We start from the raw sequence: 25,020 nt of genomic DNA on the forward strand, positions 1-25,020 counted from the left end.
GGCTGGCGTGGTGCATATTGATCTCGTCTTCGGCCTGGATGACCGCGAACCGTTCGACCTGGTCTTCGGCGACGACGGCAGCGCGGGCGCTCAGCACCTCACGTTGCACACGGACGGGCAGATCACGGGGCTGCGCGGGCACCTCGGGTTGCGCACACTCGCCAAGGCTCATGCGGCAGGCCGGATCAGCGGCTTGCGCGGGAGCATTCAAGTGGCGCATGACATCAACGTGCCGCGCCCGCTGCTGGCTTGGTCAAAGCCGGCCTGGCAACTTGGGCAGCCCTTGCGTGCAAGCAGCCGGCCTCAATGGCAATACAGCGATCGGCTCTCGGTGGCCGTTCGCCCTCACTGGCAACCCGCCGAGCGCATCGGCAACGCCTGGCGCCCTCACTGGCAAGCCAGCATCGCCCTGGCGGCCAGCGCGCGCCCGCAGTGGCAGCGCGGCCTGCAGGTGCTGCTTGGCGCCCGCCTATCCTTGCAGCAAGCCATCGCTCTGCATTCAGGCACACGCACGGCGTTCGAGTTGGGCATGCCGCTGCAGCTCGACCTGCGCGCGCGCTTCGAAGAGGTTATCCGCCTACGCCGTAGCGCGCGCGTGGCGTTTCAGACCGCCGTGCCGTTGGCCTCTGGTGGCCGTGGATGGCTGCGCACGGCCTCGCCGCTTTGGCTGCTCTCTCGGCCGCATTTTCAGGATGCCATGCGGCCACTGCCCGGCCGCACGCGCTTGCCTGATCCGCCACTGCCCGAGCCGTGCTACGTGCCCGAGCAGCCCATCTCGCTCGTGTTCGACCAGGCCGAGGATTACTCTCTGGACCTCGTATTCGTCTGCGATCGCCACGGCGGCGGCCCAGATCTGCCGCCAGCGGCCATCGTCATCGCCAGGCGTAGGACTTACATCATGCTGACCAGCATAGAAGTGACCCGAGTCGACACCGGCCAGCGCCTGCCCGTGCTTCAGGATGGCTTCGGGATGCGACTAGAGCGCAACTCGTGGACATGGGGGTTTGACTTCAACCTGCATGCAGCCGCGCTGGCTTTGATTCAGCGAGGTTCCGATGGAATGCCTCGCGAGTTGGAGGTCAAGGTCAACGGCCAAGCTTTCCGGATGTTGGCTGAGTCATACAGCCGGCAGACGCAGTTCCCGAAGTCCGTGGTGCGCGTCTCTGGGCGAGGCAAGGGCGCGCTGCTCGATGCCCCGGTGGCCGACGTGCGCAGCTTCACCCAGCCGGCCGCGAGCACAGCCCAGCAGCTCATGCTCGATGTCCTCACAGTGAATGGCGTAAGCAACGGTTGGACACTGGACTGGCAGATCACCGATTGGTCCATCCCGGCCGGCACCTGGGCGCACCAGGGCACTTGGATGAGTGCGATCAACGATATCGCCAGCTCCGTGGGCGCTTATGTGCAGCCGCACGACACCGACCAGGTGCTGCGCATCCTGCCGGCCTATCCGGTGCGCTCCTGGCTGCTCGCCGGGGCCGAGCCCGACATCGAGTTGCCGCCGGGCTTCGCCAGCGTGGAAGAGGTCGAGTGGGTCACCAAGCCCGACTATGACAGCATCTACATGCACGGCGAGCCAGGCACGAATCTGTTCTATCGCAATCGCGCAGGTACGCCAGGCACCAAGCCCGCACCTATGGCTGTGCATTCTCTGCTGGTGCATGCCGATGCGGCTGCGCAGCGCGCGATCGCGGACCTTTCGGACACTGGGCGCCAGGTTATCCAGCGCCTGAAGCACCCCGTGCTGCCAGCAACCGGCATCATCAAGCCGGGGCTGCTGCTGCGGTACACGGACGATGGCGGCGTTACACGCACGGGTGTCACGCGCGGCGTCTCGGTTACATCGGGAGAGGCGCGCGTCGACCAGACCATCGAGGTGCAGGCCCATGATTAACCTTTACGCACTGTGGAAGGAGTTGTTCGCGGCCGGCCCACTGCAAGTGGGTGAAGTGATCGCCTATGACGCTGGCATCGCCACGGTCGAGCTGCCTGGCGGCGGGATCCTGCGCGCCCACGGCGAGGCGACCATCGGAGCGAAGGTGTACGTGCGTGACAGAGTGATTCAAGGACCAGCGCCAGACCTTCCTGTCGACGTGGGGGAGGTGTAACGAAAAAAAGACAGGGCGAATGCTCTGAGTGCGGGAACACTCTTTGCAAACGTCTTTGCCGTGAGCGAGCACGGCATCAACCGAAGACCCTGCCACCTAGCTAGGCGGGGCAAATCATAGGTGATGCCGATATGCGAGAAGTGAGATGCGGACGGTGCAGCAAGCTGCTGGCCCGTGCCGAAGGAACCGTAGAGATCAAGTGCCCGCGTTGTGGGTGCCTGAACCATTGGAGGGCCAGCGCCGCTGATCGCAGCGGATCGAGCCCCAAGCCAGAACGCCTTGAGCGTCATCAACTGAGGAAAAACGATGACGCAAAAGAGTCCACTGGCATGGTTAGGCGGCAAGAGCCGCCTGGCCGACCGGATCATCCAGGCGATGCCGGTTCACCAGACGTACTGCGAGGTGTTCGCAGGTGCGGCCTGGGTGCTCTTTAAAAAGCCGGAAAGCAAGGTCGAGATCATCAACGATATCAACTCGGACCTCACGAACCTCTACAGGTGCGTGAAATTCCACCTGAATGAGTTGGTGGCCCAGTTCAGGTGGATGCTGGTATCGCGTGACGAGTTCGACCGGTTCCTGCAGACGCCGGCCGACACGCTCACGGACATCCAGCGTGCGGTCAGGTTCTTCTACCTTGCCAAGACCTGTTTCGGTGCTCGGATCGTGCGGCCGACGTTTGGCATCTCGGCGACCGGAGCGCCGAGGCTCAACCTGACGCGGATCGGCGAGGACTTGAGCGAGGCGCATCTGCGCCTGGCGCATGTTTTCATCGAGAACAAGCCTTACGACCAGGTCATCCAGCGCTTCGACAAGCTTGGCACGCTGTTCTACATCGATCCGCCTTACTGGGACTGTGAGAACGACTACGGCGAGGGATTGTTCAGCCGGGAGGATTTCGCGCGCCTGGCGGGCCTTTTGGACGCTGTGAAGGGGAAGTTCATCTTGAGCCTGAACGACACGAAGGGGGTGCGGGAGACCTTTGCGAACTTCCGGATCGAGGCGGTCAAAACCCGCTACAGCATCAGTGGAAGGGAGAAAAAGGAGGCTTCCGAGGTGCTGATCAGCAACTTCAAGTTGTCCACAGGCGGCGGTTTGGCTTTAAAAACGCGCCAATGAGGCGTGAAAAAGCGCCAAAGCTGGCGTTAAAAAGTGCCAAAAGCGGCGGCGCGCTACTGGCAATGAATTGCCGTCTCAAATTGCGGTCGCAATCCTTGCTTTTAATATAATGAGAATCATTTTTATTTGTATTCAAAGGGAGGATTCGGCCTTATGCGCACAGCGCCTGCCCGCAAACTGCGGTTCAATCCCATCGTGCTGGCCTTGTTGGCGGCCAGCGCGAGTTTCACCGTCAGCGCCCAATCCGAGACGGGGGCTGGCGCTGCCGCCTCCGAAGGCCAGGCGGCCACGCTCCCCCAAGTCACCGTGCGCGACAAATACGAACGCGAAGACCTCCCCACCCTGGCGCCGGGCCGCAAGGCAGCCAAAGGCGCGCGTCTGGGCATCCTGGGAGCCACCTCCATCACCGATGCGCCCGTGCACGTGAATGCCTATACGCGGGAACTGGCCGAGGACTGGTCAGCGCTGTCGCTGCAGGACGTGCTGGAAAATGAGCCCGCCGTCGTCTTCACCACCAACCAGGGCCACCTGCTGCAGAACTTCAATCTGCGCGGCCTGGACGTGACAGCCATGGACATCGCCACCAACGGCCTTTATGGGATCGCGCCGGCCAACTCGGTGCCCATCGAAGCATTCGAGCGCGTGGAAGTCATGCGCGGCCCCAACGTGCTGCTGTCAGGCATGCCCCCGCTGGCCAGCGTGGCCGGCTCCGTCAACATGGTCACCAAGCGCGCGCTGGCCCAGCCGGTCGCCGACCTCACCACCACCTTCGTCTCCAACTCCTACTTCCAGGCCCATGCCGACGTAGGCAAACGCTTCGGCCCCGAACAGCGCCTGGGCCTGCGCTTCAACGGCGTGTACGGATCCGGCGACATGGGCGCGAAAGACGAGAACCAGAAGCGCCGGGTAGGCGCTCTGGGGCTGGACTATCTGGGAGACAAGGCCCGCTTCTCGCTGGATATCTACAACAGCCTCAACAAGATCAGCAACGGCAGCCCGGGCATGTTCAACTTCCTGGGTACCTCGGCCATTCCCGGCGTGGGCACGTTGCTCTCGGCCCCCAGCGGCGACACGAACATGTTCCGCGGCACCCACGGCCAGTATGAAAACAGCGGCCTGCTGGCCCGCGCGGAAGTGGATTTCAACCAGAACTGGCAGGGTTACCTCGCCGCTGGCGGCTCCGAGGCCGAAGGCCAGGGCCTGCTGTTCGGCACCCGCGCCATCGTCACCGGCCTGGACGGCACCACGCGCGGCGCCATCTACAACGTGCACACCAAATCAGAACGCCGCACCGCCGAAGCCGGGGTGATCGGCAAGTTCGGCACGGGCAGCGTCCAGCACCGCCTGCAGCTCTCGTTCAACATCCTCAAGCACAAGGAAGGCACGGTCAACACGGCGTGTAACTACTGCTACACCACCAACCTGTACAACCCCACCGACCCCACCTTCCCGAGCGCGCCGGAATGGAAGAACTACACCACGGAAAATGAATTCCGCTCCGTGGCCGTGGCCGATGTCATGAGCTTCGCGAACGACAAGGTGCTGCTGACGGTCGGTGCGCGCCACCAGACCGTCAAGACCCCCTTGGTGAATGGCGTGGCCTCCGACTACAGCAAGAGCCGCGTATCGCCCATGGCAGCCATCGTCGTACGGCCCTGGGGCGAGAACGTTTCGCTGTACGCCAACTACACCGAAGGCCTGGAGCCCGGCAGGACCGTGGGCACCGGCTATGCCAACCAGGGGGACACTCTCGCGCCCATGCAGACCAAGCAGGGCGAAATCGGCGTGAAGCTGCAATGGGGCCAGACCACCCACACCTTCAGCGCCTTCCAGGTCAAGAAACCTTCCATCATCACGAACGCCAGCAACGCCCAGGTCGTCGATGGCCAGCAGCGCCTGCGCGGCGTGGAGTGGAGCGCCTTCGGCAAGCTCACGCCCACGGTCTCGCTGCTCGGCGGTGTGGAATACATCAAGTCGAGCCAGCTCAACACCGGCCTTGAAAACTACGGCGTGCCGAAACTGCGCGCCCGCATCGGCCTCGACTGGGATACACCCGTGCGCGGCTGGTCCGTGGGCGGCCGCGTGGTGCACGTGGGCTCGCAGTGGGCCGATTCCGGCAACAAGCTGAAGGTGCCTGCCTGGAACCGCCTGGATCTCGTGACCCGGTATGAAACCAAGATCGGCGGAACCCCTGTGCGCCTCAACGCCAGCGTGGAAAACGTGACGAACCGGAATTACTGGATCGGCATGTTCTCCGATGGCTTCGTGATGCCTGGCGCGCCGCGCACGTTCCGGGTGTCCGCCACGGTGTCGTTCTGGTAAGGCTCCTACCGGCCCTGGTGCTCATGCCTATCTTCACTGTCATCGGCCTGTTGCTTACCACGCTGGCCTGCCTGTGCCTCTACGCAGCCTCGCCCAACCAGAAGCTGCGGGCATCTCCCTGGCCCCTGTGGCCCGCGCGCGCGGCCGCCGTCTGCCTGCTGGTAGCCGGCTGGCTCGCGTTCGCGCAGGATATGCGGTACCTGGCGGCCACCTTCGCTTTCGGCACCACGCTGATGCTCGCTTTCTCCGTGCTGCCCTATATCGGAGCACTGATCCATGTCCGCCGTACACACTGAATCCGATCGCCTGGAACGCAAGAAGCCCGAGCCCATCCGGCCCGACTGGATCTCCAAGACACTGGCCGGCCTGCTGCTGGGCCTTAGCCTGGCCCTGATCTGCAGCGGAGTGCTGATGGCATTGATGCCCGACACTCCGCTGCCCGTGAGCGGCCAACTGGCCATGTGGCTGGTGCCTGCCGTGTGGCTGAGCGTGCTGTCCTTCGTGTATTTTTTCACCAGCGGCCTGCGCGCGTGGGTATGGCTGATCGGCGCCAATATCGTCGCCCTCGGCATCTGGTTGCTGATCCTGCCTGGGAGCGCGGCATGAGAGCCGATTACATCCGCATCTACAAATCGGTCCATACCTGGACGGGCATCATCTGCGGCCTCGCGCTGTTCATCGCCTTCTATACCGGCGCGCTCACAGTGTTCAAGGAACCGCTCCGGCGCTGGTCCACGCCGCCGCTCGAGGTCGTGCAACCCGTACCCATGGACGAGGTGCAGCCGCTCATCGCCAAGACCCTCTCGTCCACCCCCGCGGCGTCGCGGGGCGCCGTCATTCAGGTGGAAGGCGGCAAGGCCGTTCCGCGCCTGGAATGGGAAGTGCGCGATCCCAAGGCCGATGACCACGACGAAAGCGGCAAACGCTACTACACCGCCATGCTCGGCGCCCATGGTGATGTGCAGGTCAGCGAGCAGCATCCCTCCCGGCTGGTGGAGTTCATCGATGTGCTGCACCGCGTGGTCGGGCTGCCCACGGATTCAGACCCCAACCGCTGGATCATGGGAGTGATCTCCGCGCTGTATTTCGTGGCACTGGTGTCGGGCGTCGTGATCCTGCTGCCCTCGCTGGTCAAGGATTTCTTTGCCTTGCGCGTGGGCAAGAACCTGAAGCGCATGTGGCTGGATGCGCATAACGTGGTGGGCATCGTCAGCCTGCCATTCCACCTCGTCATGGCATTGAGTGCCCTGGTGTTCGCCTACCACGACCAAATCTACGAAGTGCAGGACAAGCTCGTGCATGACGGCAAGTGGGCGCAGACCTTTGCCCGCCCTCCGGCCAAACCCAACCAGGCGCCCGTGCACAACCCGGCGGACATGCTCATGCCTTCACAGCTGACGCGCATCGTCAAGGACGCCGCCCCTGGCTTCGAGCCCACCAGGCTGCACTACACGGGGGTCACGGGCCCGAAACCCATGGTGCGGGTCTGGGGCATCAACCCCGAGGCCATTTCGCCACGCGCATCGGGGGCTTCGCCGCCTTGGACCCATACACCGGCAAGGTGCTGTCGGCAGACTATCTGTCAGGCGGGCAGAACACGCCCAACCTGATCATCAGCAGCTTCTTCGCCCTGCACATGGCCTCGTTCGGCGGCGTAGCGGTCTGGTGGCTGTATTTCCTCCTGGGACTGGCCGGCGCCTGGCTGTTCTACAGCGGCAATCTGCTGTGGGTTGAAACGCGGCGCAAGGCGCAAAGAAAAGGAAGCGGCATGCCGGTGCAGCGGCGCGATACCACCCTCATGTCCGCCGCCACCGTGGGCGTGTGCATAGGCTGCGTGGCAGGTGTTTCGCTCACGCTGGCCGCCGCCAAATGGCTGCCCGGGCGTGTGGACAACCTGGCTGCCTGGCATGTGGGCATCTACTACACCGTGTTCTTCGCCAGCGTGGCCTGGGCCTTCCTGCGCGGCGCGCCGCGCGCAGCGGTACCGCTGCTCTACCTGGCCGCCGCGTGTACCGCGGCTATTCCGCTGTCGTCGCTGCTGGGCTGGCTCCTGCCGGACTCCGGCCTGTGGGTGGATGGATCACTATTGAGCGTCGACGTGACCGCGCTGGCGGGCGCGCTCGCCTTGGTATGGATGGCACGGGCCACGGCACGCCGGGTGCGCCACGGGCCGGAAGACAGCGTGTGGTCGATGCCGCGCGATGGGGTGGCCCCACGCGCGCTTAGCACCGGTGGCGAATGAAGCGCTGTCCCTGGATACCGGCTTTCGCCGGTATGACGAGTTTTTGCAACTCCACGGCTCAAGCGGCCACGTAGCTCCCTGACTTGCCGCCATGCTTCTCCAGCAGCCGCACGCTGGTGATCGTCATGCCCCGGTCAGCTGCCTTGCACATGTCGTAAATCGTCAGCAGCGCCACCTGCACGGCGGTGAGCGCTTCCATCTCCACCCCCGTGGGGCCGGTGGTTTCCACGGTGGCCGTGCAGGCCACGGCATCGGCTTGGCCTGCCTGCGCATGGAGGTATTCGAAATCGATCGCCACGCGGCTGAGCGCCAGCGGGTGGCAAAGCGGGATCAGATCGCTGGTGCGCTTGGCGCCCATGATGCCGGCGATGCGGGCGATGCCCAGCACGTCGCCCTTCTTGGCCGTGCCCGATTCGATCAACGCCAGCGTGGCCGGCAGCATCTCGATGCGCCCCCCGGCCACCGCGACCCGGTGCGTGGCCGGCTTGGCCCCGACATCGACCATATGGGCCTGGCCTTGAGCGTCAAAATGAGTAAGAGGTGTGGTGGGATTCGTCACGGGCGGGAACACAGGGTGTGTTATCAATTAAAACCCCCACGCGTTGCCAGGCTATGCGGTGCAGGGCTAGGCGCAGCGAGCGCCATGTACTTAATGTACACAAGCGAGCTGCAACAACGCCCTGCACCGCATAGCCTGGCAACCCTGCGGCGTCTACTTTGTCGGCAGCCTTGGCCGTAGATCACTACGGCCTGCGCCTGCCTTCGCGTATCCATCCTCAGGGCGAGTCAGCGCGTGGGGGATTTAATTGGTAACACACCCTGGAGAGATACGGCATCATAAGTGGGTCTTCATCCCCACGAGGCCCTGTATAACAAGCCCGTCATTCCCGCGCAGGCGGGGAATCCAGATCTCCGTTTCAGCGCTGTCGCTGGATTCCCGCCTGCGCGGGAATGACGGAGGCGTAAGTCCGGAATACTCTTAAGTCGGCGTGAAACACAAGCATTCATCGGCCCTTGCCGCTTTTTTGGCCCTGGTCACAGCCCTGGCGCCCCTGCATGCCAGCGCCCAGACACCCGGCACCACCCCTCCCCGCCCTCGCGCGGCCTGCCCTCGCTGGGCGATGCCGGCCTGCTGACGCCGCTGGAAGAGCGCAAGCTGGGCGATTCCATCATCCGCGAGCTCTACAGCGATCCAGACTACATCGACGATCCGGTGATCGGCGAATATGTAGACGGCATCTGGCAATCGCTCCTGGCCGGCGCCCGCGCGCGGGGCGAGCTGCCGCCGGAGCTCGATGAGCGCTACGCCTGGGAGGTGCTGCTCGGGCGGGACCGCACCATCAACGCCTTCGCCCTGCCAGGCGGCTACTTCGGGCTTTACCTGGGGCTGGTGGGCGTGGTAACCACGCGCGATGAGCTCGCCTCCGTACTGGCGCACGAGATGAGCCACATCACCCAGCGCCACATCGCCCGCATGCTGAGCCAGCAATCCAGGCAAACGCCGCTGCTCATGGCGGCCATGATCGCGGGCATGATCGCCGCCAGCAAGAATCCCCAGGCCGGCGCCGCCGTGGCCGTGGGTGGCCAGGCGGCACTCATCCAGCAGCAGCTCAATTATTCCCGCGACATGGAGCGCGAGGCTGATCGCATCGGCTACGGCGTGCTGGAGGAAGCCGGCTTCTCGCCGCGCGGCTTCACCGGCATGTTCAGCAAGCTGCAGAATGCCTCGCGCCTTACCGACAACGGCGACTGGCCCTATCTGCGCAGCCACCCGCTGACCACGCAGCGCATCGCCGATATGCAGCAGCGCCAGCGCAGCGAAGGCTTGAACCCCGCCACCCAGCCACCACCCGATTTGGAAGCGCTGCTGATTGCCGCCCGCGCCCGCGTGCTGAGCCGCCCGGGCGTCGACGTCCTGCGCTCCTGGGCCGCCGAGCCTGCGGAGGCAGGGTTTGCCGCCCAGCCGCTGCCGCGCCGAGCAAGCGTTCTCTATGCCGCCGCACTGGCGCACGTGCAACTGCGCGATCTGACGCGCGCACAGGCCTTGGCAACCCAACTGGCACAAGTCGTGGCCAATGACGCGCGTGCCGCACGGCAAGTACGCCTGCTGCAAGCCGAGATGGCTTTGCAGCTTCAACAACCCGCCCGCGTGCTCACGCTGCTGCCGCCGGGCTCACAGCCCACGGCTAAAGATGGAAAAGGACAGGCCGGCCGGCCTGAGTTGCTGCTGCGCGCTGAAGCCCTGACGCAAACCGGCCAGGCAGGCGAGGCCGCTTCGATGCTGCAGCCCTGGGTCAGCGACCGGCCGCGCGATGCGGGCGCCTGGCAGGAACTGGCTGCCGCCTATGGTGCCCAGGGCCAGATGCTTCGCTCACTGCGCGCGGAAGGCGAAGCCCGCCTGGCGCACCGTGAACTGGCCGGCGCAGTGGACCGGTTCCGCGCGGCGCAGGACTACTCCCGCAAGAACCCCGGCACCACCGCCGACCTGATCGAGGCCAGCATCATCGATACCCGCCTGCGGGAAACGCAGGCGGCCCTGGAGCAACAGCGAAAAGACGAAGCGAAGCTGCGATGACAGTCGCTTCTCATAGCGCGTGTAAAGTCTCGGCGCGAGGTTCAACGGCGTTTCTTTTCCTCGTCATACCGGCTTTCGCCGGAATGACGGGATAGGAAAAGCCTGAGCCGAGACGCTACGTTTGCGCTCTAAACGCGCTCCAGCAAGGCGTCGATGAGCACCCCCAGCGCTGAATAGATCAGCGAGCCAAGCAGCGCCGCACCAAAGCCCGTCACGTGAAAGCCGTTCAGCATGCCGGAGGCGGCCCAGAACATCAATGCATTGATCACGAAGAGGAACAACCCCAGCGTGATCAAGGTGACCGGCAGCGTCAGGACCACCAGCACCGGCCGCACCACCATGTTCAAGAGGCCAATCACGGCCGCCGCGATCAGCGCCGAGGTGAAGTTGTTCACCGCGACGCCGCCGTACAGATAAGCCACCAGCAGCAAGGCCGCGGCGCTGAGCACCCATTTCAGAATCAGCTTCATGGGGCCAGCATACCTCAGCTCAGCCTTGCGCAGGTGTCTGCGGCGTTTCTGCCTTCCCGCGGCGCGAGGCCAGCCGTGCAGCCCCCAGCACGCCGGCGATACAGACCGCGATCAGCGACCAGCGCGCCCACTGGATAGGCGCCTCGCGAGTGCCGAACCATTCATTCAGCAGCGGTTCGCCAACAATCATCGAAGCGGCGGTATAGGCCAGCACGGCAGCGCCGATGTAGATGATGACCGGGAAGCGGTCCACCAGCTTGAGCACCATGGTGGAGCCGAAGACCACGATCGGCACGCTGATCAGCAGGCCGATCACCACCAGATCCATCGCGCCATGCGCCGCGCCAGCCACGCCGAGCACGTTGTCGATACCCATCAGGGCATCGGCCACCACGATGGTTTTCATGGCGCCCCAGAAGGTGCTGGCCGCAGGGCCGTGTTCCTCATCGCCGCCCCCTTGGTCGGCAATCAGCTTGTAAGCAATCCACAGCAGCCCCACGCCGCCGACGAGCATCAATCCCGGGATCTTGAGCAGCCATACCACGACCAGCGTCATGAGCGTCCGTACGGCGATGGCACCTACGGTGCCCCAGATAATGGCTTTCTTCTGCAGATCTTTGGGCAGGTTACGTGCCGCCAAAGCGATGACGATGGCGTTGTCGCCCGCCAGAACCAGGTCAATCAAAATAATGGCCGCCAGAGCGGACCACCAAGGGCCGGAGAGAAATTCCATGAAAGTAAAGTTCTAAAGGTCGGGATTGATGCGAATTCCGCCTGCGCACAACAAAGTGTTGAAGACCTTTTGAACCTGGGCGCAGCGCGAACCATGCCGCGCTCCACCACGGAGCAGATAATGCCTTCGACCAACTTTCTCGCCTGCGCAAGGCGGGACTTTTGATCGAAGGTCTTGCTCAGCAGCCTTCGCGCATGGCGCGGCAAGCTGCCCGACGGGCCGGAAACAAGCAGGAAAACCTGCACACTCCGTATTGACGACCCGGCGCTGCCATGCCCATGGTGATCTCGAAAGATTTCACGATATGAACACAGCGAGGGAGCTACTCCCCTTCAGATAGGCCTAAATTAAACCATCGGCTTGGCCGGTTGGCAAGCCCCGGCTTGATTTCCGGGGGTGCGGCGCTGGATGTCAGCGCGCGTTGAGGCTCTCAGGCGGCCTGTGCCCGCTCGGCGTAGCGGTTGAAGCGCAGCGCCGTTCCCTGCAAGGTGATGCGGCGCCACACGGCACGTTTTTCGTAAGGCGTCAGGACCAGCCATTCCTGCACCTCCTGCTCCGTACGGCCGCACCCCTTGCACACGGCATCGCCCTGGCTGGTCGAGCAGATGGCGATACACGGGGTATCCGGCGTGCGGGCATACCATGCCAGCCAGGCGGTACGAGCGGCCTCAGGCATGCTGCCGGCATCGGCCTCGCTCTGGCCATGGAACACCATCAGCGCATACACCTCCGCCAATGCCGCGGCCTCTGGAGCCAGCGCCATAGCCGCGCCCGAGGGCTCTCGGCTGCGCCAGAAGTTGATGGCGGCTTCGAGGTCGGTGATGTGGATGGCGGCCATATTTACGCCCATCCCAGATGGCGTGGATGTCTACACATGGCCTCCTCCGTCATTCCCGCGCAGGCGGGAATCCAGCGACAGCGCCCACAGGAGGCACTGGATTCCCGCCTGCGCGGGAATGACGGAGAGGTAGCCGGAAGAGTCGTAGACCTCATTCCCAAAGGGAGAGGAAGCCAACCCGTTACTTCTTGCTGACCACGCGCACCATGTCCAGGCAGCGGTTCGAGTAACCCCACTCGTTGTCGTACCAGCTCACCAGCTTGACGAAGGTGGAATCCAGCGCAATGCCGGCATCCACGTCGAAGATCGAGCTGCGGGTATCGCCGCGGAAATCGGTGGCGACCACCTTGTCTTCGGTGTAGCCCAGGATGCCCTTCATCTTGCCTTCGCTCTGGGCCTTCATTTCGGCGCAGATTTCGGCATAGGTGGCGGGCTTTTCCAGCTCCACGGTCAGATCGACCACGGACACATCGGAAGTGGGCACGCGGAACGACATGCCGGTGAGCTTGCCCTTCAGATCGGGCAGCACCACGCCCACAGCCTTGGCAGCGCCAGTGCTGGAGGGGATGATGTTCTCCAGAATGCCGCGGCCGCCGCGCCAATCTTTGTTGCTGGGGCCGTCCACGGTCTTCTGCGTGGCGGTGGCCGCGTGCACGGTGGTCATCAGACCGCGCTTGATGCCCCACTTGTCATGCAGCACCTTGGCGATCGGCGCCAGGCAGTTGGTGGTGCAGCTGGCGTTGCTGATGATCGGCTCGCCGGCGTACTTGGCGCAGTTGACGCCGTGCACGAACATGGGCGTGTCGTCCTTCGAAGGGGCCGACATGATGACCTTCTTGGCACCGGCATCCAGGTGCTTCTGCGCGGTTTCCTTGGTCAGGAAAAGGCCCGTGGATTCGATGACGATATCGGCACCCACTTCGTTCCACTTCAGGGCCGCGGGGTCTTTCTCAGCCGTCAGGCGGATCTTCTTGCCGTTGACGATCAGGGTGTTGCCCTCGACCTTCACCTCGCCGTCGAACCGGCCATGCACGCTGTCGTATTGCAGCATGTAGGCCAGATAGTCTGGCTCGAGCAGATCGTTGATACCCACGACCTCGATGTCAGAGAAGTTTTTCACGGCTGCACGAAACACCATGCGCCCGATGCGGCCGAAGCCGTTGATGCCGATTTTGATGGTCATTGCTTACCCCTTTGCTAGTTAACTCTCAGCGGCGCAACGCGGCGCGCACCGTGTTGGCCACGTTCTCCGGCGTGAAGCCGAAAAACTCGAACAATTTGGGCGCCGGTGCCGATTCACCGTAGCGGTCGATACCCACCACTGCCGCGCAACCGTACTTCCACCAGCCATCCGTGGCCCCCATCTCCACCGCGATGCGCGGCAGGCCCTTGGGCAGCACCGATTGCTTGTAAGCCAGTGTCTGGCGGTCGAATGCGTTGGTGCTGGGCACGGAGACCACGCGCACGGCGATCTTCTGCGCCGCGAGCAACGCCTGCGCCTTGAGCGCCAGATGCACTTCGGAGCCGGAGGCCATGAGCACGGCCTGCGCTTTTTTCTTCAGGCCCACGTCGGAGGGCTCGCTCAGCACGTAGGCGCCACGGCTGATGTCGCCCAGATCGCGCTTGGGCAGATAGGGCAGGCCCTGGCGGCTCAGCAGCAGCGCGGTGGGACGCTCGCGGTTTTCCAGCGCCACGGCCCAGGCAATGGTGGTCTCGGCCGTATCGGCCGGACGCCAGACATCCAGGCCCGGAATCAGGCGCAGGCTGGCGGCATGCTCGATGCTCTGGTGCGTGGGGCCGTCTTCGCCCAGGCCGATGCTGTCGTGCGTGAACACGTGCACCACGCGCTGCTTCATCAGCGCCGCCATGCGGATGGCGTTGCGGCTGTAGTCGCTGAAGGTAAGGAAGGTGCCGCCGTAGGGGACATAGCCGCCGTGCAGCGCCAAGCCGTTCATGATGGCTGCCATGCCGAATTCGCGCACACCGTAGTTGATGTGGAAGCGGGCACCAATCGCCGGCTGGGCCGCGCCATCGGCGGTTTCAGCGGCGGCGCCTTCGGGCAGCACCACGCCGCCATCCGCCGCCAGACGCAGCGGCGTGGTGGAAGCGGTGTTGGTGAGGTTGGAGCCGGTCAGGTCAGCGCTGCCGCCGATCAGTTCAGGCAGTGCCGCGGTGAAGGCTTCCAGCGCGATCTGGCTGGCCTTGCGGCTGGCCACGGTCTCGGCCTTCTTGTGCGCCTCGATGGCGGCGTTGACGGCCACCTGGGCGAAATCCTTCGGCAAATCGCCCGCCATGCGGCGCTGGAAATCAGCAGCCAGGCGCGGATAAGCCTTGGCGTAGGCAGCCATGCGCTTTTCCCAGGCGGCTTCCTGCTTGGCACCCGCGGCCTTGGCATCCCAATCGGCGTACACGGAAGCGGGAATCTCGAACGGCCCGTGCGGCCAACCCAGCGCTTCACGCGCCAGCGTGATCTCGGCTGCGCCCAGCGGCTCGCCGTGGGCCTTGGCGGTGTCCTGGCGGTTGGGCGAGCCCTTGCCGATGCTCGTCTTGCAGATGATCAGCGTGGGCCGGTCCGCGTTTTTCTTGGCCTCGGCGATGGCGGCATCGACGGCCTTCACGTTGTGGCCGTCGACCGGGCCAATCACGTTCCACTGGTAGGCCCGGAAGCGCTCGGCGGTGTTGTCGACGAACCAGGGCGCCACCTGGCCATCGATGCTGATGCCGTTGTCGTCGTACAGGGCAATCAGCTTGTTCAGTTTCCAGGCACCGGCCAGGGCGCAGGCTTCGTGGCTGATGCCTTCCATCAGGCAGCCATCGCCCAGGAAAGCGTAGGTATGGTGATCGACCAGCTTGTGGCTGCCGCGGTTGAACTCGGCCGCGAGCAGTTTTTCTGCCAGCGCCATGCCCACCGCGTTGGCAATGCCTTGGCCTAGCGGACCGGTGGTGGTTTCCACGCCCGGGGTGATGCCGTGCTCGGGGTGGCCGGCGGTCTTGCTGTGCAATTGGCGGAAATTCTTCAATTCCTCCATCGGCAGGTCGTAGCCTGTCAGGTGCAGCAGCGCATAAAGCAGCATGGAAGCGTGCCCATTGGAAAGCACGAAGCGGTCCCGGTCTGCCCATTTCGGGTTGACGGGGTTATGCTTGAGGTGCCGGCCCCAGAGGGCGACGGCCATATCGGCCATGCCCATGGGGGCGCCGGGGTGGCCGGAGTTGGCTTGTTGAACGGCGTCCATGGCCAGGGCGCGAATGGCGTTGGCCATGAGAGATGCATTTGCCATGCGAATAAACTCCGGGGGAATGGCGGACTATGAGGAAGTAGTTTGGCGCCCGTAAAAACAGCGCGTTAACCCTTGATTTTACCGGCAAGCACATCACCCCATGGTTCACCACCCCCGCGCACGCAGGAATCCGGGGAATCGCAAAACCCTGAACCTGATGAACGCCCCAGCCAACAGAGGTGCTTTTTGTCCTGGGACAGCCCGGCAACAGAAAAATGAGGCAATCCGTAATAAAGTCTCGGCATGTCCATGCCCACGACTGCCCTGCCTTTCAAGGTCTTTGCGCGGTGTTCTCTCCCTCCCCCACTGGGGGAGGGCTGGGGAGGGGCTTTCACGGCACGATCTGCACAGCAAAAGCCCATTCGGATCAAACGCCGTGAAAGCCCCCATCCCAACCTTCCCCCAGGAGGGGAAGGAGCCATTCAAAGACATGGAAAAGCATGGGCGTAAAGCAGCCGTAGACCGCTGCGCCATTCCATGAGACTCGCCCCCTCCTCCAAACCCATTCCGGCGGTGCGCGCCATGATTCTTGCCGCCGGCCGCGGCGAGCGCATGCGGCCGCTCACGGATCACACGCCCAAGCCGCTGCTGCAGGTGCGCGGCAAACCGTTGATGCAGTGGCCGCTGGACGCACTGCTGCGGGCGGGCATCTCCGACATCGTCATCAACACTGCCTGGCTGGGCGAGCAGATCGAAGAATATTACGGCCCCATGCCGTCGGTAAGCAGCGAACCGCCGCTGGGCAGCGGAGAGCGCACAGGCTTCCGCTACTCCTCCGAAGAGCGGGATTTCGGCTACGCGCTGGAAACCGCCGGCGGCATCGCACGCGCGCTGCCCATGCTGGCTCCGCGCGAGCAAGACGTGTTCTGGGTAGCCGCCGGCGACATATTCGCCCCGGAGTTTCCCTTCGTACGCGAAACCGCGCAGCAGTTTGCCGCCAGCGGCAAGCTCGTCCATCTCTGGCTCGTACCCAACCCGCCCCATAACCCGAAGGGCGATTTCGCCCTGGGCAGCGATGGCCTGGCACTCAACGAAGCCCCCGAGGGAGGCGTGCGGCACACCTTCAGCGCCATCGCCCTGTACCGCCGCCAGTTCTTCGAGCCACCCTGGTGCACGGTGCTCCCCGGCAACCCGCAAGGCACGGCAGCCCCGCTGGCACCACTGCTGCGCAAGGCGATCGAGGCCGGCCAGGTGAGCGCGGAGCTCTACCGCGGCACCTGGATCGACGTCGGCACGCCCGAGCGGCTCGCGCAACTCAATGCAGATGAATAATGGTCTTCTCTTGCAGGACCGGCTTCCTTTAGGCACCCATTCCATGACCTCCACCCCCTACGCCTACCGCCGTGCCCGCCTGGCTGCAGAAATGACACGCCTGGGCGGCTCCGGCTCCATTGCCATCATTCCCACCGCGCCCGAACAACAGCGCAACCGAGACAGCGATTTCCTTTTCCGGCACGACAGCTATTTCTATTACCTCACCGGCTTCTCTGAGCCCAAAGCCTGGCTGGTGCTCACCGGCGACGGCCGCAGCACCCTGTTCTGCCAGCCCAAGGACCTGGAGCGCGAGATCTGGGACGGTATTCGCATGGGCCCTGAGGCCGCACCGGCCACCCTGGGGGTCGATGAGGCGTATTCCGTAGACGAACTCGCCCAGCGCATGCCCAAGCTGCTGGAAAACAAAACCACCGTCTGGTACCCCTTTGCCACCCACGCCGGCCTTGAGACCCGCATCGACGGCTGGCTGCAACAGGTGCGCGCCCGTGTGCGCTACGGCGCCCTGGCCCCGGAAGTGCAGCGCGACGCCTGCACCATCCTCGACGAAATGCGCCTTTTCAAGGACGCGCACGAACAGGCCGTCATGCGCCGGGCCTCCAGCATCAGCGCGGGCGCCCACATCCGCGCAATGCAGCGCTCGGCCGCCATGCTGCGCGCCGGCCAGGACGTGCGCGAATACCACCTGGATGCCGAGCTGCTGCACGAATTCCGCCAGCACGGCTCACAGTACCCCGCCTACGGCAGCATCGTGGCTGCCGGCGCCAATGCCTGCGTGCTGCACTACCGCGCCGACGCCGCCCCCATCCGCGACGGCGAACTGGTGCTGATCGACGCCGGCTGCGAACTCGACGGCTACGCCAGCGACATCACCCGCACCTTCCCGGCCAACGGCAAGTTCACCGGCCCGCAGCGCGCCCTCTACGATCTGGTGCTGGCCAGCCAGGACGCCGCCGTGGCCGCTACCCGCCCCGGCGCGCGCTTCAATGATCCGCATGAAGCCACCGTGAAGGTACTGACCCAGGGCATGCTCGATCTGGGCCTGCTGGACAAGAATCGGCACGGCACCCTTGACGACGCCATCGCCAACCGGAGCTACTTCGCCTACTACATGCACCGCACCAGCCATTGGCTGGGCATGGACGTGCACGACTGCGGCAGCTACGTGGAACCCACCGAGATCGGCCAGGTACGCGAACGCACCGACCCCCTGTCTGGCGAACTCATCAAGGACCGCCCCAGCCGCATCCTGCGCCCAGGCATGGTGCTCACCATCGAGCCCGGCATCTACGTGCGGCCCGGAGAAGGCGTGCCTGAGTCATTCTGGAACATCGGCATCCGCATCGAAGACGACGCGATCGTGACCGACAGCGGCTGCGAGCTGATCACGCGCGGCGTGCCGGTGGATCCGGATGCGATCGAAGCGCTGATGAAAGACGCCTGAGTCACTCTGGCCGCAATTTCCCACCCAAAAATCCGAATTAGACGGCTTCAGCATCCGAAAGAGCTGGCGCTTATCGGAATCTGACCTCAATTTATTCCGTCATACCGGCGAAAGCCGGTATCCACTGACAGCGGTAGATCAGGCGCCGCCGGTGCCCATAGGAACCGGACATCGATTCATATAGCGTCCAAATGTCCGGCAAGGAGGAATGCCCCATGCGCAGGCACCTGTCAGGGCCACGCATCACCCCCTGAAATAAGCGGGGCCAAAACGGTGCCTTGAATCCAAAATGGCTACAAAATGTGTTTCCTGTGCTCCGAGCGCTCGATTTGCCATTTATGTCTGCCGACTCCGCCCCGACCGATTCTCTTGCCGCCCTGCAAAGCCGTATTGCCGATGGCAGCGCCATCGTGGGCGTGTATGGCCTGGGCTATGTAGGCCTGCCGCTGGCCCTGCGCTTTGCCGAAGTCGGCCTGAAAGTGATCGGCTTCGACATCGACCCGCGCAAAGTGGAGCTGCTCAACGCCGGCCAAAGCTATATCGAGCGCCTGACACCCGAACACATCCAGGCCGCCCGCCGCCAAGGCTTTCAGGCCACCAGCGACTTCGCCCGCACCCAGGAGGTGGACGCCCTCATCATCTGCGTGCCCACCCCGCTCAATGCCCACCGCGAACCGGATTTGAGCTTCATCGAAGGCACCATCGACGCGGCCCTGCCCCACATGCGCGCTGGCCAGCTCGTCAGCCTGGAGAGCACCACCTGGCCGGGCACTACTGATGAGGTGCTGGCCCCCCGCCTGCGCACGCGCAGCCTGAGCCCTGGAGAAAACTGCGCGCTGGTTTTCTCGCCAGAGCGCGAAGACCCCGGCAACCCGCACTACGGCACCAAGGATATTCCCAAGGTGATCGGCGGCACCACCCCGCGGTGCCTGGCCCTGGGCACGGCCCTGTATCAGCACGCCATACAAACCATGGTGCCCGTCAGCAGCACCCGCGCGGCGGAAATGACCAAGCTGCTGGAAAACATCCACCGGAGCGTCAACATCGGCCTGGTCAACGAAATGAAGATCGTGGCCGACAAGATGGGCATCAACATCCACGAAGTCATCGAAGCCGCCGCCACCAAGCCCTTCGGGTTCGTGCCTTACAAACCCGGCCCCGGCCTGGGCGGGCACTGCATCCCTATCGATCCGTTCTACCTGACCTGGAAAGCCCGTGAATACGGGGTGAACACCCGCTTCATCGAGTTGGCTGGTGAAATCAACCACTACATGCCGCACTGGGTGGTGGGCAAGGTGGCAGACGCCCTGAACGACCGGGGCAAGGCCATCAAGGGCAGCCGCATTCTCGTGCTGGGGCTGGCCTACAAAAAGAACATCGACGACACGCGCGAATCACCCGCCGTGGAAATCATGGATTTGCTGCAAGCCAAGGGCGCCCACATCGACTACAGCGACCCGCACGTGCCCGTGTTTCCGCGCAAGCGTGATTACCACTTTGACCTGCAATCCGTGCCGCTGAGCGCGCAAAGCCTCGCAGGGTATGACTGCGTGGTGCTGGCGACTGATCACGATGGGTTTGACTATGCGCTGCTGGAAGACCATTCCCCGCTGATCGTGGATACACGCGGGCGTCTCAAGGGCGCGCACCGCAATGTCGTGGCCGCCTGAGCTGCAGGCAACTTCACACCAGCCCGTGCCGAACACATCTTTCCGGCCTGATATTGAAGGACTGCGCGCGATCGCCGTACTGCTGGTGATTGGCGCTCATTTCGCCATTCCCGGCCTGTCCGCAGGGTTCATTGGTGTTGATGTCTTCTTTGTGATCTCGGGTTACCTGATCACCGGTATCCTGGTCCGTGAGCGTGAGAACACCGGTCGAATCGCCCTGACCCGGTTCTACGCCAACCGCCTGCGAAGGCTATTGCCCGCCTTGGCCACCATGCTGATCATCAGCAGCGCGCTGGCTTTCAAACTGCTCCCCGAAGCGCAGAATGTGGCGCATAGTCAGGCGGCTGCCATGGCAGCCCTGTGGGTCAGCAACATCTATTTCGCTTTTGCAGATGTCGACTATTTCGCCGCTGAAACCAGTGGCAACGCCTTTTTGCATACCTGGTCTCTGGGCGTTGAAGAGCAGTTCTACCTGGTCTGGCCTCTTCTGATCATCCTGGCACTTCGGTGGGCCAAGGGCAGCTCGCCCAAATCGGCGCTGACCGCCCTCTTCGCAGGCATCGCCGTCTTGTCACTGGGGGCCAGCCTCCTAGCGTCTCAAACCAGCCCCATCATTGGCTTTTACATGATGCCGACCCGCGCCTGGCAATTTGCCGCCGGTGCGCTCGTCTGGCTACTCTCGCGTCAGCGAGCACCAAGTCAATTTCAGGCGAAGGCCCTGGGCTGGAGCGGAATACTCCTGCTGGTCATGGCACTGATCGTGATCGGGCCACAAACCAGCTACCCAGGAGTGGCGGCCCTGCTTCCGACAATGGCTACCTGTGCCCTGCTTTGGGCAGGTGTTTCCGCTGACGGGCAGCGCACAACTTCCCCCAGTGCCTTGTTTTCCCTTGCGCCTATGCAAGCGATAGGAAGGCTCTCGTATGCATGGTACCTATGGCATTGGCCCATTCTGGTCATTGGGGAGAACCTCTTGCCCATCAAGGGCAATGCCAACAATACGGTGCTGGCGATCGCGGCTTCATTGTTGGCCGCCATGTTGACCCATCGCTTGATCGAGAACCCCATCCGCTACGGACGGCCTGCACGAGCGAAGAACAAATGGCAAATCGGGCTGGCCTTGTTCTCCATGGTGATTCTCAACTCGCAGTTACTGCGTTGGAACACCTATACGCAAGACCAACTGACCGCATCCAAAGGCGATATCTATACCCAAGCCGCCGCTGACATGCCCATCATCTATCAGCACGGCTGCGATGACTGGTACCAGAGTTCGGAGCTGAAGCCTTGCTTATACGGCAAAGCGGATGCGGAGAAAACCGCCGTACTTCTTGGAGACAGCATCGGAGCGCAGTGGTTTCCGACCTTGACTGCCATGCTGGATGACCGCCAATGGAAGATCATCGTCCTCACCAAATCGTCTTGCCCCATGGTGGACGAACCTTTCTTCTACCAGCGCATTGGGCGGGAATATACCGAATGCGCCATTTGGCGCGACAAAGCCATCGAATGGCTGAAAACCCAAAAGGTGGATCGCCTGTTCGTGGGCGGCACCGCGTCCAGCGCATTCACTGATGATCAATGGACGGAAGGCACTCGCCGTCTTCTGGACAAACTGTCCTCAGGTGCGACAGCCATCTACCTGATAGAGGCCAATCCCGCATTGGGATTCAATGGCCCAAGTTGCCTCAGGCAGCATCAAACGCAAACTGGGAACGACAGCGTGTGCCCAAGCACGGCTGACAATACCTCCTACGCGCGTGTATCCGCCCTCTTGAAATCGGTGGTGAGCACACCCTCCGATGCCCGCCGCAGCAAAGCCAATTGGATAGAAACTAGTAGCTTGGTATGCCCTGCTGGAAAATGCCGAGCCATTCAAAACGGCGTCATTGTCTTCAGGGACTCGCAACATCTGACCGCCACTTTTGCAGAATTGGCTGCTCCGCACTTCCTGAAGCAAGTTCAGGGTTATGAGCTCTCACCGCAGTGAGTATTCACATGCCATCATCCCGACCTCGCATTCTCCTTGTCACTCGCAATTTGCCCCCACTGGTCGGCGGCATGGAGCGCCTGAACTGGCATATAGCGGATGAGTTGTCCCGCCACGCCGATATACGCATAGTCGGCCCTGCAGGCTCGGAGGCTTTGCGGCCAACTGCGGTTCAATTGACTGAAGTGCCGCTACGCCCCTTATGGCGCTTCTTGCAAGCTTCCGCATGGCAGGCCGTCAAGACGGCACGCACCTGGAAACCGCATATTGTGTTGGCAGGCAGCGGGTTGACTGCCCCCGCGGCCTGGATGGCTGCGAGGGCATCATCTGCCCGCGCCTGTACGTACCTGCATGGGCTGGACGCAGCGGTGCAGCATCCCATCTATAGGGCTCTGTGGCACCCTGCCATTCGCGGTATGCACACTGTCATTGCAAACAGCAAGCCAACGGCGGAGCTAGCGAAAGCACTGGGAGTGAGCGCTGCGAAACTGCGGATCGTGCACCCTGGCGTACAAATTCCAGATGCGCCACAACCGCCCGAAGCACTTCAGGCGTTCCGGCAACAACACGACCTCGGTAACGCCCGCATACTCCTCTCTATTGGCCGTCTGACCACCCGGAAAGGCCTGCGCGAATTCGTGGAGCACGCTCTACCAGACATCGTGCGTAGCGCTCCAGAAACCTTGCTCGTCGTCATAGGCGATGCACCCGCCGACGCGCTGCACGCAAGCATGCAGACTCGCGAAAGCATCCAGGCTGTAGCCGATGCTGCAGGGATTGGCCAGCATCTGCGCTTTCTACGCGTCATCACCGACCCAATGGCACTGGCTTGTGCATATGAATGCGCCTCGCTGCATGTCTTTCCTGTGCGTAGCTTGCCAGGAGATCCCGAAGGCTTCGGGATGGTCGCAATCGAGGCAGCGGCACACGGTGTGCCCACTGTCGCCTTTGCCACCGGTGGCGTCGTGGATGCTGTTGCCCCCTCAGAATCGGGTCATTTGGTGCGTCCGGGGGACTATTCGGCACTCAGCCAAACGGTGCTGCAAGTGCTGGAGAAGCCCTCTACAGCCTGGAAAGACACGGCCCGCTTCTTCGCGCAGCGCTTTGCTTGGCCGACATTCGGCGAAACACTGTATGCCGCCCTTCTCAAGGGTCGTTCAGAAGCTTAAGGAATCATGGCCGAAATGACTTCTCCAGAACGCCTGCCTCACGCTGCCTTAGAGCTATCGTCCCGTCGTTTAAAGGCGCTGAAAATCGAACGCCTGTTGAACTTGGCTGCCCTTCCTCAGCCAATACGGCTCCTGGAAATTGGTTGCGGCGCTGGCGGTATTGCGCATTACTTTGCCACACACCCCGAACTGACGTGTCATGTAACCGCCGTGGATATGCATGACAACCGGCAAGTACGCGAAGGGTATGACTATCACCAAGTGCATGGCGTGGAATTGCCCTTCAACGACCAGCAATTTGATGTGGTAATCACCAATCACGTCATAGAGCATGTGGGAGATGCACAGGCTCAGATACGCCACCTGACAGAAATCCGCCGCGTTCTCAAAGTTAGCGGCGTAGGGTACGTAGCAGTGCCAAATCGCTGGATGCTCACTGAACCTCACTATCAACTCAAATTCTTGAGTTGGTTACCTCGTGGTTGGCGCAGCAGCTATTTGCGCTGGATGGGTAAGGGTGAGTTCTATGACTGTGAGCCTCTTGAAATGGGAGAACTGGAGGGCATGCTGGCTATGGCCGGCTTGGCATATCGCAATCTTTGCGTCGAAGGCTGGAAAACGACTTTTGACATCGAACGTGCAGGCCAAATTAGCACACGCGTACTGACGGCATCTCCTAACGGACTTTTGCACCCGTTGCGACCTCTAATCCCGACTCTGATTTATCGTGTGGAGCGAACCACGTCATGAGCTCGGAACCGGCGATCTGGTTTCCTACTGTCCGTACGGGTACCGGTACTGACATATTCACTGGACGGTTGGTAGTCGGCTTGCGCCAGCTCGGCATTCGCGCCGAGATCACTTGGCTACCACTTCGAGCCGAATACGCGCCTTGGACCGTGCCTATCCCTCAGGCACCAACCTGGGCCACCATTGCACATGTCAACACTTGGTTGCATACACGTTTCCTACCACCCAAACTGCCCATAGTCGCCACCATTCACCACGCAGTACATCATCCAGACACGAGGATCCACAAGAGTACTGCACGTGCCATTTATCATCGCTGGTGGATCGCCCCCAATGAGCGCCGCGTACTTCGCCTTTCCGCCCAAGTCGTAGCAGTTAGCCAGTTTGCGGCTAGTAGCACCCGTCAAGCTGTATTAAACATACCTTTGCAGGTTATCTACAACGGCGTCGACACTACTTCCTTTTGCCCTTCTCCTGCATCTCGCCCAAGCGGCACCCCCTTTCGTTTGCTATATGTAGGAAGTTGGAAACCCCTCAAAGGCGTTGGTCTTTTACCAACAATTCTCCGAGAATTGGGTGACGGATTCGAACTGCACTATACCGGCGGGCCAGCGGCAGAGAATGACAAGCCCCACATGCCTCCCAACATGCATGATATCGGGCGCCTACAAGGTGATGCCGCAGTGGCCAAGGCTATGCAACAGGCTGATGCCCTGCTCTTTCCCTCCAAAAGTGAAGGCTTTGGTCTGGTAGCGGCGGAAGCCATGGCCTGTGGCTTGCCGGTAGTTGCCGCGCGCAGCACATCATTAGAAGAACTGATCATCGATGGGCAAACCGGGATACTCTGCCCGATCGATGATGCAGTGGCTTTCGCTAACTCGATACGAGCTCTATGCAAAGACTCTGCAAAACGTGATCGATTGAGCCACGCAGGCCGAGCTCGGGCCATAAATCAATTTTCCGAAGAGCTGATGCTCGCATCTCACCTTAAGCTCTATCGCACCCTCCTTAAGCCATAGCGCAACAAAGATGCAAGCCTTACT

The 25,020-nt window shown here is 62.6% G+C and carries 23 protein-coding genes and 1 pseudogene; 17 read left to right on the forward strand and 7 right to left on the reverse strand.

Annotation, left to right across the window (positions count from 1 at the left end):
• Nucleotides 1-7: 7 nt before the first annotated feature.
• From WJU18_RS30570 to WJU18_RS30610, 9 genes and pseudogenes are all read left to right on the forward strand, one after another.
• The gene (locus WJU18_RS30570) at nucleotides 8-1,894 is read left to right on the forward strand and encodes a hypothetical protein (RefSeq protein WP_423458040.1); all 1,887 of its coding nucleotides are present in this window, start codon (nucleotides 8-10) and stop codon (nucleotides 1,892-1,894) included.
• A complete protein-coding gene (locus WJU18_RS30575) occupies nucleotides 1,887-2,108 on the forward strand; it encodes a hypothetical protein (protein WP_423458041.1) in 222 nt (73 codons plus the stop codon). Before WJU18_RS30570 ends, WJU18_RS30575 begins: the two co-directional genes overlap by 8 nt.
• A gap of 131 nt (nucleotides 2,109-2,239) precedes the next feature.
• Nucleotides 2,240-2,542, forward strand: coding sequence for a Com family DNA-binding transcriptional regulator (locus WJU18_RS30580; RefSeq protein WP_423458042.1), 303 nt, complete (start codon nucleotides 2,240-2,242; stop codon nucleotides 2,540-2,542).
• Complete coding sequence (locus tag WJU18_RS30585; protein WP_423461133.1) at nucleotides 2,433-3,224, forward strand: DNA adenine methylase; 792 nt, start codon at nucleotides 2,433-2,435, stop codon at nucleotides 3,222-3,224. The genes WJU18_RS30580 and WJU18_RS30585 overlap by 110 nt, the downstream gene beginning before the upstream one ends.
• 153 nt (nucleotides 3,225-3,377) lie before the next feature.
• A complete protein-coding gene (locus WJU18_RS30590; protein ID WP_423458043.1) occupies nucleotides 3,378-5,546 on the forward strand; it encodes a TonB-dependent receptor in 2,169 nt (722 codons plus the stop codon).
• Between the two features lie 23 nt (nucleotides 5,547-5,569).
• Nucleotides 5,570-5,842: a hypothetical protein gene (locus WJU18_RS30595; RefSeq protein WP_423458044.1), complete on the forward strand. Its 273-nt coding sequence runs from the start codon at nucleotides 5,570-5,572 to the stop codon at nucleotides 5,840-5,842.
• Nucleotides 5,823-6,152 carry a hypothetical protein gene (locus WJU18_RS30600; protein WP_423458045.1) on the forward strand — a complete coding sequence of 110 codons (330 nt, stop codon included), beginning with the start codon at nucleotides 5,823-5,825 and terminating at the stop codon, nucleotides 6,150-6,152. The genes WJU18_RS30595 and WJU18_RS30600 overlap by 20 nt, the downstream gene beginning before the upstream one ends.
• Nucleotides 6,149-6,844: pseudogene (locus tag WJU18_RS30605) on the forward strand (PepSY-associated TM helix domain-containing protein); the annotation flags it as partial. The gene WJU18_RS30600 and the pseudogene WJU18_RS30605, both read left to right, overlap by 4 nt.
• A gap of 11 nt (nucleotides 6,845-6,855) precedes the next feature.
• Nucleotides 6,856-7,788, forward strand: a complete 933-nt coding sequence (locus WJU18_RS30610; RefSeq protein ID WP_423458046.1) for a PepSY domain-containing protein — start codon at nucleotides 6,856-6,858, stop codon at nucleotides 7,786-7,788.
• Nucleotides 7,789-7,846: 58 nt separating this feature from the next.
• Here WJU18_RS30610 and moaC read toward each other — a convergent pair whose 3' ends face one another.
• Nucleotides 7,847-8,347, reverse strand: coding sequence for a cyclic pyranopterin monophosphate synthase MoaC (moaC, locus tag WJU18_RS30615; RefSeq protein ID WP_423458047.1), 501 nt, complete (start codon nucleotides 8,345-8,347; stop codon nucleotides 7,847-7,849).
• A 654-nt stretch (nucleotides 8,348-9,001) separates the two neighbouring features.
• On the opposite strand from moaC, the gene WJU18_RS30620 reads away from it, so the two are divergent.
• Nucleotides 9,002-10,363: a M48 family metalloprotease gene (locus WJU18_RS30620; protein ID WP_423458048.1), complete on the forward strand. Its 1,362-nt coding sequence runs from the start codon at nucleotides 9,002-9,004 to the stop codon at nucleotides 10,361-10,363.
• 128 nt (nucleotides 10,364-10,491) lie between these two features.
• On the opposite strand, the gene WJU18_RS30625 is transcribed toward WJU18_RS30620, so the two are convergent.
• The 6 genes from WJU18_RS30625 to tkt all read right to left on the reverse strand — a co-directional run bounded on the left by WJU18_RS30625 (nucleotide 10,492) and on the right by tkt (nucleotide 15,682).
• Nucleotides 10,492-10,833, reverse strand: coding sequence for a phage holin family protein (locus WJU18_RS30625; protein WP_423458049.1), 342 nt, complete (start codon nucleotides 10,831-10,833; stop codon nucleotides 10,492-10,494).
• A gap of 19 nt (nucleotides 10,834-10,852) precedes the next feature.
• Nucleotides 10,853-11,566, reverse strand: coding sequence for a TerC family protein (locus WJU18_RS30630; protein WP_423458050.1), 714 nt, complete (start codon nucleotides 11,564-11,566; stop codon nucleotides 10,853-10,855).
• 430 nt (nucleotides 11,567-11,996) lie between these two features.
• Nucleotides 11,997-12,404: a DUF3717 domain-containing protein gene (locus WJU18_RS30635; RefSeq protein ID WP_423458051.1), complete on the reverse strand. Its 408-nt coding sequence runs from the start codon at nucleotides 12,402-12,404 to the stop codon at nucleotides 11,997-11,999.
• A 30-nt stretch (nucleotides 12,405-12,434) separates the two neighbouring features.
• Entirely contained in the window at nucleotides 12,435-12,581 is a 147-nt protein-coding gene (locus tag WJU18_RS30640; protein ID WP_423458052.1) for a hypothetical protein, read from the reverse strand.
• A gap of 4 nt (nucleotides 12,582-12,585) precedes the next feature.
• Nucleotides 12,586-13,587, reverse strand: a complete 1,002-nt coding sequence (gap, locus tag WJU18_RS30645; protein ID WP_423458053.1) for a type I glyceraldehyde-3-phosphate dehydrogenase — start codon at nucleotides 13,585-13,587, stop codon at nucleotides 12,586-12,588.
• 25 nt (nucleotides 13,588-13,612) lie between these two features.
• The gene (tkt, locus tag WJU18_RS30650) at nucleotides 13,613-15,682 is read right to left on the reverse strand and encodes a transketolase (protein WP_423458054.1); all 2,070 of its coding nucleotides are present in this window, start codon (nucleotides 15,680-15,682) and stop codon (nucleotides 13,613-13,615) included.
• Nucleotides 15,683-16,159: 477 nt separating this feature from the next.
• Here tkt and WJU18_RS30655 point away from each other — a divergent pair, with 477 nt between their 5' ends.
• The 7 genes from WJU18_RS30655 (at nucleotide 16,160) to WJU18_RS30685 (ending at nucleotide 24,996) form a co-directional block, all read left to right on the forward strand.
• Nucleotides 16,160-16,954: a nucleotidyltransferase family protein gene (locus tag WJU18_RS30655; RefSeq protein WP_423458055.1), complete on the forward strand. Its 795-nt coding sequence runs from the start codon at nucleotides 16,160-16,162 to the stop codon at nucleotides 16,952-16,954.
• Nucleotides 16,955-16,997: 43 nt separating this feature from the next.
• A complete protein-coding gene (locus tag WJU18_RS30660) occupies nucleotides 16,998-18,398 on the forward strand; it encodes an aminopeptidase P N-terminal domain-containing protein (protein WP_423458056.1) in 1,401 nt (466 codons plus the stop codon).
• Nucleotides 18,399-18,736: 338 nt separating this feature from the next.
• Nucleotides 18,737-20,068, forward strand: a complete 1,332-nt coding sequence (locus WJU18_RS30665; protein ID WP_423458057.1) for a nucleotide sugar dehydrogenase — start codon at nucleotides 18,737-18,739, stop codon at nucleotides 20,066-20,068.
• 25 nt (nucleotides 20,069-20,093) lie between these two features.
• Nucleotides 20,094-22,058, forward strand: coding sequence for an acyltransferase family protein (locus tag WJU18_RS30670; RefSeq protein ID WP_423458058.1), 1,965 nt, complete (start codon nucleotides 20,094-20,096; stop codon nucleotides 22,056-22,058).
• A 71-nt stretch (nucleotides 22,059-22,129) separates the two neighbouring features.
• Nucleotides 22,130-23,227 (forward strand): glycosyltransferase family 4 protein, encoded by a 1,098-nt coding sequence (locus tag WJU18_RS30675; protein WP_423461134.1) that lies wholly within the window; start codon nucleotides 22,130-22,132, stop codon nucleotides 23,225-23,227.
• Nucleotides 23,228-23,233: 6 nt separating this feature from the next.
• Nucleotides 23,234-23,977, forward strand: a complete 744-nt coding sequence (locus WJU18_RS30680; protein WP_423458059.1) for a class I SAM-dependent methyltransferase — start codon at nucleotides 23,234-23,236, stop codon at nucleotides 23,975-23,977.
• Nucleotides 23,978-24,057: 80 nt separating this feature from the next.
• Nucleotides 24,058-24,996, forward strand: coding sequence for a glycosyltransferase family 4 protein (locus tag WJU18_RS30685; protein WP_423458060.1), 939 nt, complete (start codon nucleotides 24,058-24,060; stop codon nucleotides 24,994-24,996).
• Nucleotides 24,997-25,020 lie beyond the last annotated feature (24 nt).

This window comes from Ottowia sp. VDI28, assembly GCF_049532675.1.
Classification (GTDB): Bacteria; Pseudomonadota; Gammaproteobacteria; order Burkholderiales; family Burkholderiaceae_C; genus Ottowia.

What these genes read in the sequence shown, in the direction of transcription:
- gap (WP_423458053.1), bottom strand. Translation starts at nt 13,587, where the DNA reads ATGACCATCAAAATCGGCATCAACGGCTTCGGCCGCATCGGGCGCATG.
- WJU18_RS30595 (WP_423458044.1), top strand. Translation starts at nt 5,570, where the DNA reads ATGCCTATCTTCACTGTCATCGGCCTGTTGCTTACCACGCTGGCCTGC.
- WJU18_RS30625 (WP_423458049.1), bottom strand. Translation starts at nt 10,833, where the DNA reads ATGAAGCTGATTCTGAAATGGGTGCTCAGCGCCGCGGCCTTGCTGCTG.
- WJU18_RS30630 (WP_423458050.1), bottom strand. Translation starts at nt 11,566, where the DNA reads ATGGAATTTCTCTCCGGCCCTTGGTGGTCCGCTCTGGCGGCCATTATT.
- tkt (WP_423458054.1), bottom strand. Translation starts at nt 15,682, where the DNA reads ATGGCAAATGCATCTCTCATGGCCAACGCCATTCGCGCCCTGGCCATG.
- WJU18_RS30675 (WP_423461134.1), top strand. Translation starts at nt 22,130, where the DNA reads ATGGAGCGCCTGAACTGGCATATAGCGGATGAGTTGTCCCGCCACGCC.
- WJU18_RS30580 (WP_423458042.1), top strand. Translation starts at nt 2,240, where the DNA reads ATGCGAGAAGTGAGATGCGGACGGTGCAGCAAGCTGCTGGCCCGTGCC.
- WJU18_RS30575 (WP_423458041.1), top strand. Translation starts at nt 1,887, where the DNA reads ATGATTAACCTTTACGCACTGTGGAAGGAGTTGTTCGCGGCCGGCCCA.
- WJU18_RS30590 (WP_423458043.1), top strand. Translation starts at nt 3,378, where the DNA reads ATGCGCACAGCGCCTGCCCGCAAACTGCGGTTCAATCCCATCGTGCTG.
- WJU18_RS30660 (WP_423458056.1), top strand. Translation starts at nt 16,998, where the DNA reads ATGACCTCCACCCCCTACGCCTACCGCCGTGCCCGCCTGGCTGCAGAA.
- WJU18_RS30635 (WP_423458051.1), bottom strand. Translation starts at nt 12,404, where the DNA reads ATGGCCGCCATCCACATCACCGACCTCGAAGCCGCCATCAACTTCTGG.
- WJU18_RS30655 (WP_423458055.1), top strand. Translation starts at nt 16,160, where the DNA reads ATGAGACTCGCCCCCTCCTCCAAACCCATTCCGGCGGTGCGCGCCATG.
- WJU18_RS30600 (WP_423458045.1), top strand. Translation starts at nt 5,823, where the DNA reads ATGTCCGCCGTACACACTGAATCCGATCGCCTGGAACGCAAGAAGCCC.
- WJU18_RS30665 (WP_423458057.1), top strand. Translation starts at nt 18,737, where the DNA reads ATGTCTGCCGACTCCGCCCCGACCGATTCTCTTGCCGCCCTGCAAAGC.
- WJU18_RS30680 (WP_423458059.1), top strand. Translation starts at nt 23,234, where the DNA reads ATGGCCGAAATGACTTCTCCAGAACGCCTGCCTCACGCTGCCTTAGAG.